Origin of the sequence: Streptomyces tanashiensis (assembly GCF_014648895.1) — a bacterium.
In the GTDB taxonomy this organism is placed as follows: domain Bacteria; phylum Actinomycetota; class Actinomycetes; order Streptomycetales; family Streptomycetaceae; genus Streptomyces; species Streptomyces tanashiensis.
On sequence record NZ_BMRZ01000001.1, the window covers coordinates 595,005 to 607,103 of the forward strand.

11 protein-coding genes are annotated in these 12,099 nt (G+C 73.9%); 5 read left to right on the plus strand and 6 right to left on the minus strand.

Going from position 1 to position 12,099, the window contains the following annotated elements; genetic code table 11:
- Positions 1-53: 53 nt before the first annotated feature.
- Positions 54-1,295: a serine/threonine-protein kinase gene (locus IE237_RS02645; protein WP_229842281.1), complete on the minus strand. Its 1,242-nt coding sequence runs from the start codon at positions 1,293-1,295 to the stop codon at positions 54-56.
- 171 nt (positions 1,296-1,466) lie between these two features.
- On the opposite strand from IE237_RS02645, the gene IE237_RS02650 reads away from it, so the two are divergent.
- Positions 1,467-2,819, plus strand: a complete 1,353-nt coding sequence (locus IE237_RS02650) for a M14 family metallopeptidase (RefSeq protein ID WP_189800140.1) — start codon at positions 1,467-1,469, stop codon at positions 2,817-2,819.
- 59 nt (positions 2,820-2,878) lie between these two features.
- Here IE237_RS02650 and IE237_RS02655 read toward each other — a convergent pair whose 3' ends face one another.
- From IE237_RS02655 to IE237_RS02665, 3 genes are read right to left on the minus strand one after another with little or no spacing between them, the layout of a single operon-like run.
- Entirely contained in the window at positions 2,879-3,289 is a 411-nt protein-coding gene (locus IE237_RS02655; RefSeq protein WP_189800141.1) for a RidA family protein, read from the minus strand.
- The gene (locus IE237_RS02660; protein ID WP_189800142.1) at positions 3,286-4,050 is read right to left on the minus strand and encodes an IclR family transcriptional regulator; all 765 of its coding nucleotides are present in this window, start codon (positions 4,048-4,050) and stop codon (positions 3,286-3,288) included. The genes IE237_RS02655 and IE237_RS02660 overlap by 4 nt, the downstream gene beginning before the upstream one ends.
- A complete protein-coding gene (locus IE237_RS02665; protein WP_189800143.1) occupies positions 4,047-5,201 on the minus strand; it encodes a sugar kinase in 1,155 nt (384 codons plus the stop codon). Before IE237_RS02665 ends, IE237_RS02660 begins: the two co-directional genes overlap by 4 nt.
- A 136-nt stretch (positions 5,202-5,337) precedes the next feature.
- Here IE237_RS02665 and IE237_RS02670 point away from each other — a divergent pair, with 136 nt between their 5' ends.
- A complete protein-coding gene (locus IE237_RS02670) occupies positions 5,338-6,624 on the plus strand; it encodes an alanine racemase (RefSeq protein ID WP_189800144.1) in 1,287 nt (428 codons plus the stop codon).
- An 18-nt stretch (positions 6,625-6,642) separates the two neighbouring features.
- Positions 6,643-8,241, plus strand: coding sequence for an N-acyl-D-amino-acid deacylase family protein (locus IE237_RS02675; RefSeq protein WP_189800145.1), 1,599 nt, complete (start codon positions 6,643-6,645; stop codon positions 8,239-8,241).
- Here IE237_RS02675 and mptB read toward each other — a convergent pair.
- Entirely contained in the window at positions 8,215-9,708 is a 1,494-nt protein-coding gene (gene mptB / locus IE237_RS02680; RefSeq protein ID WP_189800146.1) for a polyprenol phosphomannose-dependent alpha 1,6 mannosyltransferase MptB, read from the minus strand. The genes IE237_RS02675 and mptB overlap by 27 nt on opposite strands.
- A 95-nt stretch (positions 9,709-9,803) precedes the next feature.
- A complete protein-coding gene (locus IE237_RS02685) occupies positions 9,804-10,277 on the minus strand; it encodes a hypothetical protein (protein ID WP_189800147.1) in 474 nt (157 codons plus the stop codon).
- 126 nt (positions 10,278-10,403) lie between these two features.
- Between IE237_RS02685 and IE237_RS02690 the strand changes: the two genes are divergently transcribed.
- Complete coding sequence (locus IE237_RS02690) at positions 10,404-11,615, plus strand: pyridoxal phosphate-dependent aminotransferase (RefSeq protein WP_093874318.1); 1,212 nt, start codon at positions 10,404-10,406, stop codon at positions 11,613-11,615.
- A gap of 79 nt (positions 11,616-11,694) precedes the next feature.
- Positions 11,695-12,096: an SCO4983 family protein gene (locus tag IE237_RS02695; RefSeq protein WP_189800148.1), complete on the plus strand. Its 402-nt coding sequence runs from the start codon at positions 11,695-11,697 to the stop codon at positions 12,094-12,096.
- Positions 12,097-12,099 lie beyond the last annotated feature (3 nt).

Below are 12,099 nucleotides of genomic sequence, written 5' to 3' on the forward strand. Positions count from 1 at the left end.
CCCGGAATCACAGCGCAGCGCCGCCGCTCCCCCGGCGGCGCTGTGCCGTCTCCTCAGGCGGGCAGGTAGTGGCGCAGCACCGGGTCGAGCAGCCGGATCCACTCGTCGACCCGGGCGGGGCGGCGGCCGTCGACCTCGCAGTCGTAGGCCGAGCCGTCGTAGAGGGTGACGGTGACGCGCAGCACCCGGTCGCGCCGGACGCGCTCGTACCGTACGGCCCCGATCTCGCTCCAGAGGAAGTCGGCCTCCTCGCCGAAGAAGTGCAGGGCCACCCCGCCGCCGTCGACGGCGATGCCGGAGTTCCGGTCGGCGGCGGTGAAGTCCGGCGCCGGGGGCGGCGGGACGAGGGGCGGCGGCGGCACGTGGAGGTAGGCGGGATGCGGTACGGGGGCGGGCGCCGGTACGGAGGCGGGTACGGCGTCCTGGACACCGGCCGGCCACGCCTGCGGCGGGGTGCCGGGCGACGGCACGGCGTCGGCGGGCTCCACCGCGGCCGCCGGGGCGGACACCCGGGGGTCCGCCGGCGGCGCCGGCGCGGGCAGCGCGGGCACGGGTGACACCGCCGGAGACGCCGCCCCCGCCGCCAGCTCGTCCATGAGGGCGTCCGGAGTGGGCCGTTCGGCGGGATCCTTGGCGAGGCAGCGCCCGACGATTCCGCGCAGCGCCTCCGGTACGGAGGCGAGGTCGGGGGCCTCGTGCACCGACCGGTACATGAGCCCCATCGGGGTCCCCTCCCCGAAGGGCCGCCCGCCGGCCGCGGCGACGAGGACGGCACCGAGCGCGAAGACGTCGGCGGCACCGGTCACCTCCTCGCCGAGGGCCTGTTCGGGGGCGAGGTAGCCGGGGGTACCGAAGGCGTTGCCGGTGGCGGTGAGCCGGGTCGACTCCAGGGCGCGGGCGATCCCGAAGTCGAGGACGCGGGGCCCGTCCGCGGCCATGACGATGTTGCCGGGCTTGAGGTCGCGGTGGACGAGCCCGCACGCGTGGATCGCCTCCAGGGCCTCGGCGAGCGCGGCCCCGAGCGAGCGCAGCCGCTCCTCGCCCATGGGGCCCTGGGCGGTGAGGAGTCCGGAGAGGGTGGGTCCCGGGATGTAGGCGGTGGCCAGCCAGGGGGCCTCCGCCTCGGGGTCGGCGTCGACGACCTGCGCGGTGTGGAAACCGCCGACCTGCCGGGCCGCGGCGACCTCGGCGCGGAAGCGGGCGCGGAAGGACGGGTCGGAGGCGAGTTCCGGCCGGGCGACCTTGACGGCGACGGCGCGCCCACCGCGCGATCGGGCGAGATAGACGGTGCCCATGCCGCCTTCGCCTAGCTTGTGCTCGATGACGTATCTACCGATGAGGGTCCCCACGCGGGACATTATGGCCGAACTCCACACCTTGACCCGTCCATGACATAGCCGGACCATGTGCCCGGACACCCGCACGACTTGGTCGCACTCCCCCACACTCCCCACCCAGGAGACAGCATGCGACGTCCCACACGCGGCAGAAGGTCCGCCACCCTCGCGGCCCTCGTGGCGTTCGCCCTCGCGGCGCCCCTCTCCGCCCTCACCACGCCCGCCGGGGCGGACCCGGCGCCGACCGCCGCCCGTATCGCCGCCGGGGCCGAGGAGGTGATCCGGCAGTACGAGATCGTCGGACCGTCCACCCAGGCCGCCCGCACGGCGCTGACCGCCACCGGCGTCTCGATCGACGAGGTCGACGCCCGCTCGGTCGTCGTCAGCGCCAACACCGAGCAGCTCGCCCGGCTCAAGGCGCTCGGCTACGCGCCGATCGCCCTGCCCGCCCCGCCGGACCGCCGCGCGGACGGCGAGAAGAAGGCCGGCCCGCTCGACTTCCCCTCCGCCGACGCGAAGTACCACAACTACGCGGAGATGAGCACGGAGATCGACCAGCGCCTCGCCGCCTACCCGTCGATCATGAGCAAGCGGGTCATCGGCAAGACGTACCAGGGCCGGGACATCGTCGCCATCAAGGTCAGCGACAACGTCGCCACCGACGAGAACGAGCCCGAGGTCCTCTTCACCCACCACCAGCACGCCCGCGAGCACCTCACCGTCGAGATGGCGCTGTACCTCCTGCGCGAGCTCGGCGCGGGCTACGGCACCGACTCCCGCATCACCAACATGGTGAACGGGCGCGAGATCTGGATCGTCCCGGACCTCAACCCGGACGGCGGCGAGTACGACATCGCGAGCGGCTCCTACCGCAGCTGGCGGAAGAACCGGCAGCCCAACTCCGGCTCCTCCTACATCGGCACGGACCTGAACCGGAACTGGGACTACAAGTGGGGCTGCTGCGGCGGCTCCTCCGGCACGAAGAGCTCCGAGACCTACCGGGGCACGGCCCCCGAGTCCGCCCCCGAGGTGAAGGTCGTCGCCGACTTCGTCCGCTCCCGGGTGGTCGGCGGCAAGCAGCAGATCACGGCGGCCATCGACTTCCACACGTACAGCGAGCTGGTCCTCTGGCCCTTCGGCTGGACCACGGCCAACACCACCACCGGCATGACCCAGGACGACCGCGACGCCTTCGCGACCGTCGGCGGGCGGATGGCCGCGAGCAACGGCTACACGCCCGAGCAGTCCAGCGACCTGTACATCACGGACGGCTCGATCGACGACTACCTGTGGGGCGCGCAGAAGATCTTCGCGTACACCTTCGAGATGTACCCGTCGAACGGTGGCGGCGGCTTCTACCCGCCCGACGAGGTCATCGAGCGCGAGACGAGCCGCAACCGCGACGCCGTCCTCCAGCTCCTGGAGAACGCCGACTGCATGTACCGCTCGATCGGCAAGCAGGCGCAGTACTGCGCGGCCTGACGGTCCGTACGTGAAGGGCGCCCCGGCGGAGACCGCCGGGGCGCCTGACTGTCACGGGCTCAGCCGAGGACCGCGAGCGCGTCGATCTCGATGAGGAGGCCGGCCGGGAGACCCACGTAGACCGTGGTGCGGGCGGAGGCGGGGGCCTTGAGGTTCTGCTCCTCGAAGTACTGGTTGTAGATCGCGTTCATCTCGGCGAAGTGGTCCACGTCCGTGAGGTAGACGCGCATCATCATCACGTCGTCCCAGCCCGCGCCGCCCTCCTCCAGGATCGCCTTGACGTTGGCGAAGGTCTGGAGGGTCTGCTCGCGCAGGGTCGGACCCGCCACCGTCGGGGGCTCGCCCTCGACCGCCGGCAGGAAGCCGACCTGGCCGGCGACCTGGAGGATGTCGCCCTTCCTGACGCCGTGCGAGAACTTCGCGGGCGGGGCGGTGTGGGTGGCGGGGGTGAGGGCGGTCTTCTCGGTCATGCGCTGGCTTCCTTCGTCGGGGCGGTGCCGGAGTACTCGCGGCTGATGGCGTCCGCGGTGTCGCGCACCTGCGGGAGGAGGGTGAGGAGTTCCTCGGCGGTGACGACCACGTTGGGCGCCGAGACCGACATGGCGGCGACGACCCGCCCGTCGGCACCCCGGATGGGGGCGCCGACGCAGTTGATGGACTCCTCGTGGCCGCCGAGGTCGGTGGCCCAGCCCTGTTCGCGCACGGTCGCCAGCTCCTTCAGGAAGGCGGCGGCGTTCGGCGTCGAACGGGGCGTGTACGGGGGGTAGTCGAGCTTGGCGGCGACGGCGCGCCGCTCGGGCTCGGGCAGGTCGGCGAGGAGCAGCTTGGCGACGGCGGCGACGGTGATCGCGACGGGCTTGCCGATGCGCGAGTACATGCGGACCGGGTAGCGGCTCTCGACCTTGTCGATGTAGACGACCTCGCCCTCCTCGTACACCGCGAGGTGGATCGTGTGCCCGATCCGCTCGTTGAGGGCGGTCAGGTAGGGGTGGGCGATCTCGCGGACGTCGAGGTTCTCGACGGCCTCCTGCGCGAGCGCGAAGAGGCGGGCGCCGAGGCGGTAGCGCTGGTCCTGCTGCCGGTGGACGAGACCGTGCTCGTGGAGCGTGCGCAGCAGCCGCAGGGCCGTGGACTTGTGGACGCCGAGCCGCTCGGCGACCTGCCCGAGGTCGGCGGGTCCCTGGGCGAGCAGCGGCAGGATGCTGAGCGCCCGGTCGACGGTCTGGCTCATGGCGTACGTACCTCCTGGTCGTCCCCCGTCCAGCCGGGGCCGAGGTGAAGTGTGCCCCAGGCGGCGTCGTCGAGCGCGGCCAGCCGGTCGGCGTGGCCCCGGCGGGGCGGCGCGGCGAGGTCCCCGGGGACGGTGAGCACGGCGGCGGCCACGAGGTGCCCGTGCCGGAGCCGCGCGGTCATGCCGAGCCCCCGGAGGGTCCCGGAGAGAAACCCGGCGGCGAAGGCGTCGCCGGCGCCGACGGGGGAGACGACGGTGACGCGGGGGGCAGGCGTGCGGGTGACGGTGTCGGGGCCGGGTGCGGGGCCACTGCGCGGGGCCTCTTTCCCCACCCCGCCCCTTCCCGGACCCGGGCTCCGCCCCGGACCCCGCGCCTCGAACGCCGGCGGGGCTGGATTTCCAGCCAAAGGCCCCCCGCAGCGCTCGAAGGCCACCGCGCCTTCCGCCCCCCGCTTCACCACCAGCACCGCCGGCTCCGCCAGCACCGCTCGGATCGCGGCCGGATCGGCCACGCCCCACAGCCGCTCCGCCTCGTCGGCGCCGACGAAGACGACGTCGGCCCGGCGCGCGAGGTCGAGCAGTACGGAGGGGGCGCTGCCGTCCCGCCACAGCCCCGGCCGGTGGTTCACGTCGAACGACACGAGCGGCCGCCCGGGGCGCGGCGCCGTGAGCTCCCGCATCAGGGCCAGGCAGTCGGCGGAGAGCGCGGCGGTGATGCCGGTGAGGTGGAGGATCCGGGCGCCGGCGACGGAGTCGTACGGCACGGTGGCGGGCGACATGGCTGAGGCGGCCGAGCCGGCCCGGTAGTAGACGACCTCGTGGGCGTCGGTGGCCCGGTCCTCGTCGGTGCGGAAGTAGACGCCGGTCGGCCGGTGCGGGTCGCGGCCGACGGCGGTGACGTCGACGCCGTGGCCGCCGATGGTGTCGACGAGGTGGTCGCCGAAGCCGTCGCGGCCCACGCGGCCGACCCAGCGGACGCGGTGTCCGGCGGCGGCGAGGGAGCAGGCGACGTTGGACTCGGCGCCGCCGATCGCGCGGGTGAAGGAGGGGACGTCGGCGAGGCGGCCCGGCCGGGAGGGCAGGAAGGTGACCATGGACTCGCCGAGGCAGACGACGTCCGGGGCCGCGTCCACGGGCGCGGGTCCGCTCACTCTCGGGCTCCCTCAGACTCGTACGGGTCCGTCGACCGGGTCCATTGACCCGGCCTCGGCCCGGATGTTAGACAGCACTGAGCACTATGCGCAATGAGCGTTGCACATCCTGCAACGACCACGATGAGGAGGCCTCATGCCCGACCCGGCGAACGGCACGCCCGACCTGGCGAACGAGCGCGTCGACCACCGCTTCAAGGCCCTGCCCCCGGACGCCGAGGGACTGACCGTCGGCGAGCTCTCCGCCCAGCGGCGCAACCTCTTCACCGGCGGCTTCACCACCCCGGTCCTCGCCCTCTCCGCCGAGTCCGTCGAGCACAACCTCCGCCTCCTGGAGACGTACGCCGAGCGCCACGGCCTCGCGTTCGCCCCGCACGGCAAGACCTCCATGGCCCCCCAGCTCTTCGAGCGGCAGCTGGAGCACGGCGCCTGGGGCATCACCGCCGCCGTCCCCCACCAGGCCCGCGTCTACCGCGCCCACGGCATCTCCCGGATCTTCCTGGGCAACGAGCTCGTCGACGCCGTCGCCCTGCGCTGGCTCGCCGCCGAGCTCGACGCCGACCCGGACTTCCGCTTCATCTGCTACGTCGACTCCGTGCGCGGCGTCGAGCTGATGGACGAGGCCCTGCGCGCGGCGGGCGCGGCCCGTCCCGTGGACGTCGTCGTCGAACTGGCCGCCGGCTCGACCGGGCGCACGGGCGTACGGACCGAGGCGGAGTGCGCGGCCGTCGCCGACGCGGTCGCGGCCGTCCCCACCCTGCGGCTCGTCGGCGTCGCCGGGTACGAGGGCACGATGCCCGGGGCCGACGCCGAGCGGGTACGGGAGTGGCTGCACCGGCTCGTCGGTCTCGCCGCCGACTTCGACAAGGCCGGCCGCTTCGACCCCGCCGCCGGCGAGATCGTCGTGAGCGCGGGCGGCAGCGAGTGGTTCGACACGGTCGCCGAGGTCTTCGCGGAGATCCCCGAGCTCTCCCTCCCGGTCCTCAAGCTGCTGCGCTCCGGCGCGTACGTCTCCCACGACGACGGCCAGTACCGCACCCGCACCCCCTTCAACCGGATCCCCGAGGAGGGCGCGCTCCAGCCGGCGTTCCGGCTCTGGTCGCAGGTCGTCTCCCGCCCGACCGCCGAGCAGGCCTTCACCAACGCGGGCAAGCGGGACGCCGCCCACGACCTGCACCTCCCCGAGGCGCAGGTGGTCCGCGACGCCCGCACGGGTGAGATCCGGCCCGCGGAGGGCATCACCGTCACGGGCCTCTCCGACCAGCACGCCTGGCTCGCCACCGGGCCCGGCGCGGACCTGGAGGTCGGCGACTGGGTGGGGATGGGCCTGTCCCACCCCTGCACGATCTTCGACAAGTGGCAGCTGATCCCGGTCGTCGAGGCGGACGGCACGGTGGTCGACCACATCCGCACGTTCTTCTGATCGCCGGAGGGGGCGGACATGGACCTCGTCTTCCGTGACGCGGAGGTCGTCGACGGCAGCGGCGGCGACTCCTACCGGGCCGACGTCGGGATCGAGGGCGGCCGGATCGTCTCGATCGTCAAGGAGGCCGCGGCGGCCGGCTGCCAGCGCCCGACCGCCCGCCGCGTCCTGGACGCCGAGGGCCTCGTCCTGTCCCCCGGTTTCATCGACATGCACGCCCACAGCGACCTGGCGCTGCTCCGCGACCCGGACCACAGCGCGAAGGCCGCGCAGGGCGTGACGCTGGAGGTCCTGGGCCAGGACGGCCTGTCGTACGCCCCCGTCGACGACCGCACGCTGGCGGAGGTCCGCCGGGCGATCACCGGCTGGAACGGCGACGGCTCCGACGTCGACCTCGACTGGCGCACGGTCGGCGGCTACCTGGACCGGCTCGACCGGGCGCACGGGGGCCGCGGGATCGCGGTCAACGCCGCGTACCTCGTCCCGCAGGGCACGGTCCGCATGTACGCGATGGGCTGGGAGGACCGGCCGGCGACGGCGGCCGAGCTCGACCGCATGCGGCGGCTGGTGGCCGAGGGCCTGGAGCAGGGCGCGGTCGGCATGTCCTCCGGCCTCACCTACACCCCCGGGATGTACGCACCGGACTCCGAGCTCACCGAGCTGTGCCGGGTCGTGGCCGGGTACGGCGGCTACTACTGCCCGCACCACCGCTCGTACGGGGCAGGGGCGCTCCGCGCGTACGAGGAGATGGTGGCGCTGACCCGGGAGGCGGGCTGCGCCCTCCACCTGGCCCACGCCACCATGAACTTCGGCGTGAACGAGGGCAGGGCCCCGGAGCTCCTGGCCCTCCTCGACGAGGCCCTCGCCGCGGGCGCCGACATCAGCCTCGACACGTACCCCTACACCCCGGGCAGTACGACCCTGCTCGCGCTGCTCCCGAGCTGGGCGAGCGAGGGCGGCCCGGAAGCCGCCCTGGACCGGCTCCGCGACGGCGCCACGGCGGAGCGGATCCGGCACCACCTGGAGGAGCTCGGCTCTGACGGCTGCCACGGGGTGCCGGTCGACTGGACCACGATCGAGATCTCGGGCGTCTCCGACCCGGCCCTTGCGGGGTTCGTGGGCCGCCGCGTCGACGGCTGGGCCACCGCGCACCGGCTGCTGGTCGAGGACCGTCTCGGCACGACGATCCTCCAGCACGTCGGCCACGAGGAGAACGTCCGGACGATCATGCGCCACCGGGTGCACACGGGCGGCTCGGACGGCATCCTCCAGGGCCTCAAGCCGCACCCGCGCGCGTACGGCACGTTTCCCGAGTATCTGGGGCGGTACGTGCGCGAGCTCGGCGTCCTCTCCCTGGAGGAGTGCGTCGCCCACCTCACCTCCCGGCCCGCGGCCCGCCTCCGTCTCCCGGACCGGGGCCTGGTGCGGGAGGGCTACGTGGCGGACCTGGTCCTCTTCGACCCGGCGACGGTCGCGTCCCCCGCGACGTACGAGAACCCCCGCACCCTTCCCGTGGGCATCCCGCACGTCCTGGTCGACGGCCGGTTCGTCATCGAGGACGGCCGGCGGACGGACGTGCTGGCGGGCCGCTCAGTCCGGAGGACGGAGACCCGCTGAGTCGTGGGCCGGCGCCGCCGCGCGCGGATCGCGGGTGCGCTGGGGCGGAACGGGCGGACGCGACGGAACGGCATCCGCCGGGAGGCCGGCGGGCCACGGCTCCCGCCGCACCCAGACCAGGCCCACCACCAGCACGAGCCCGGCCAGCACGAACCCGTACCACGGCGTGTGCCCCGAGGGCTGCGTCTCGTACACGAGCGCGGCCGACAGCACGGCGAGCACCTGCCCCGCCCGGCCGCGCCAGGCGACCGCCGCGACGACGACCGTCCCCCACAGCAGGTACCAGGGCTGGACCATCGGCGAGAGCGCGACGAGCGCGACCAGCGAAAGACCGAGTCCGAGGACCGGGTCGAGGCGGCCACGGTAGGCCCGCCACGCGAGCGCCGCGACGACCGCGAGGGCCACGACGAGGCCCAGCTTCTGGACGACACCCTTCACGGGCTCGGCCTCGCCCTCGAAGAGCGTCCCGAGGCCGAGGCCGAGGTCGCTCGTGAGGGACAGCGGCGTGTGGATGGCGGCGGCGACGCTCTGCGTCCGCAGCCACCCGAACCCGGTCCCGGCGAGCGCGGACGCGCCCGCGGCCACGGCGCCGGCGACGGCGCCCGGCAGGACGAGCCCCTTCACGAGGCCGCGGGCGCCGCCGCCGCGCGCGAGGAGCACGCCGATGAAGAGCAGGGCCACCGCCGCCGGGGACTTCACCATCATCGCGAAGCCGACGAGGACGCAGCCGAGCACCCACCGCCCGCGCGTGGCGAGCAGGACGCCGCCGAGCATGAGGCCGATCATCAGTCCGTCGTTGTGCGTGCCGCCGACGACGTGGACGAGGAACAGCGGGTTGAGGGCGGCGAGCCAGAGCGCTCCGCCGGCGCCGTCGCGGCCGCCGCCGAGCCCGCGGACGGCCCAGACGATCAGGGCGAGCGCACCGAGGGCGATCAGCCGCATGCCGAGGACGGCGGGCACGACCGCCCCGCCGGTCAGCTTGACGACCCCGGCGGCGAGGAGCAGGAAGGCGGGCCCGTACGGCGCGGGGGTGTCGGTCCAGTTCCCGCCGACGCTCGCCGCCGCGTCCGCCCCGAGGTCGCCGGGGCCGAGGACGGAGGGCCCGGCCCCGTACACGTCGTGGCCTTCGAGGACCATGGCGCCCTGGGCGATGTAGCTGTAGACGTCGGCGCTGTGCAGCGGCGGGGCGAGGAGGAGCGGCGCGGTCCAGCAGGCGAGGGTGGCGAGCACCCCGTGCCGCAGGCCCCGGGCGAGGAGGACGCCGTAGCGCCACCAGGCGGCGACGAGCAGGGTCAGGCCGAGGTACGCGAGGACGGCGCCGACGACCGTGATCGCGGAGCCGCGCGGCTCCCACAGTCCCCAGCCGCCGCGCACCGGCAGCGTGCCGGCGGCCCAGCCGCCCACGGCGACGGCGAGCGACCCGCCCGCACCCAGCCACCGGCATCCGGAGGCACTGAAAACCCACATGACGGGCCAACCTATCCCGACCGCCCCGGGTCTCCCGATTTCGAGACCGCGGCCGAGCCCCCGCCCCGCTGTGCCCTGCGGGCGTCCGGCCGGGCCTACCTGGGCCGCTTGCCCGCTCCCCGGCCCTTCCCCGGCTTCCCGGGGCGGCCGTCGTCCTGGGCGGTGGCGGTGGCGGACGGCGAGGCCGTCGGCGGGGCGGTGGTCGCGGCCCCGGACGGAGCAGCGGTCGCCGTGGTCTTCACGGAGGGATCCGTACCGGGCACGGCTGTGGCACCGCCGCCCGAGGAGCCGGTGGAGCCGGGGGCGGACGCCGTCGCCGAGGCGGTGCCCGGCGTCCCGTCGGACGGGTCGGCCTGGATCATCGCGGGCGGCCCGTCGGCCCCGCCCTCGTCGGAGGACCGCGTTCCGCCGCTCTTGCCGAGACCGCCGCCGAGCAGCGTGGCGGCGAGTCCGAGGACGGTGACGGCACCCCCGGCGAGCAGCCACACGGCACCGCGGCCCCGGCGGGCGGGGGCGTGGCGGCGGCGGGCGCGCCGGGGTCCGGCGGCTCCGGGATCGTGGTGGCTCATGGCCCGGATTGTAGGGAGCACGACACCCCCGATGCGATCCGGGTCACACAGGGCCCCACCGGCCCCGTTGTCCGACGTGTCCCAAAACACTCGGCGCCCCGGCCGACCCCGCCGTAAGCTCTCGTCATGCAGGTGATCCAGTCCACGAAGCTCGCCAACGTCTGTTACGAAATCCGGGGTCCGGTGCTCGAAGAGGCGATGCGGCTTGAGGCCGCGGGTCATCGCATCCTCAAGCTGAACACGGGCAATCCGGCCGCCTTCGGCTTCGAGTGTCCGCCCGCCATCCTGGAGGACGTGCTCCGGAACCTCTCCGAGGCGCACGGCTACGGCGACGCGAAGGGGCTGCTCTCGGCCCGCCGGGCGGTGATGAGCCACTACGAGACGAAGGGCATCCCGCTCTCCGTCGAGGACATCTACCTCGGCAACGGCGTCTCGGAGCTGATCCAGATGTCGATGCAGGCGCTTCTCGACGACGGCGACGAGGTCCTCGTCCCGGCCCCGGACTATCCGCTGTGGACCGCCTCGGTCTCGCTCGCGGGCGGTACGGCCGTGCACTACCGCTGCGACGAGCAGTCCGACTGGATGCCGGATCTCGCGGACATCGAGCGCAAGATCACCGACCGCACCAAGGCGATCGTGATCATCAACCCGAACAACCCGACGGGCGCCGTCTACGACGACGAGATGCTCCGCTCGCTGACGGAGATCGCCCGGCGTCACAACCTGGTCGTCTGCTCGGACGAGATCTACGACAAGATCCTCTACGACGGCACCACGCACACCCCGACCGCCGCGATCGCCCCCGATCTCCTCGTCCTCACCTTCAACGGGATGAGCAAGAACTACCGGGTGGCCGGTTTCCGCTCGGGCTGGCTCGCGGTCTGCGGCCCGAAGCACCACGCGTCCTCGTACATCGAGGGCCTCACGATCCTCGCCAACATGCGCCTCTGCGCGAACATGCCGGCGCAGCACGCGGTGGCCGCCGCGCTCCAGGGCCGGCAGTCGATCGAGGACCTGGTGCTGCCGGGCGGGCGCCTCCTCGAACAGCGGGACACGGCGTACGAGCTGCTCACGCAGATCCCGGGCGTGACGTGCGTGAAGCCGAAGGGCGCGCTGTACCTCTTCCCGCGCCTCGACCCGAACGTCTACAAGATCAAGGACGACCGGCAGATGGTCCTGGACCTGCTGCGGGCCGAGAAGATCATGGTCGTGCACGGGACGGGCTTCAACTGGCACGAGCCCGACCACTTCCGGATCGTCACGCTGCCGGCGGCCGCGGACCTGGCGGACGCGGTGACGCGGATCGGGCGGTTCCTGGACGGCTACAGCCAGCCCTGAACCCCACGCCGGACGTTGCTCAACTTTAGACCGGATCTAAGCTAGGATGGCCGCAGGGCAACTGCAGGAGGCCATCCCCATGTACGAACCGATCCGCACCAAGTCGGTCCACCGGATGGCCGACGACGCCCAGGACGCGTATCCGCACCGCTCCCGCGAGGAGGAGCTGGACATCCAGCTCGCAGGACACCTCGCCGCCCTGCTCGCCGTCACCGACGAGCTGGGCGACACGGAGGCCGGCGAGCTCATCGCCCGGCAGGTGGCGCGGCTGCGCGGCGCACCGCCCGCGCGGCACGCGGGACTGAGCGGCTCGCCCGCGCAGGACCTGCACCGCAGGGCGCACGCCCTCGCGGGCCGCGCACTGGTCGTCGCCGCCTCCCGGGCCGACACGGCCGCCGCGATCCTCGCCGCCGGGCGCATGGACGCGCACACCGCGGCGCTGGCCGGGGAACCCACCCTGGCCGCGGTCGCCACCCCCTGACGG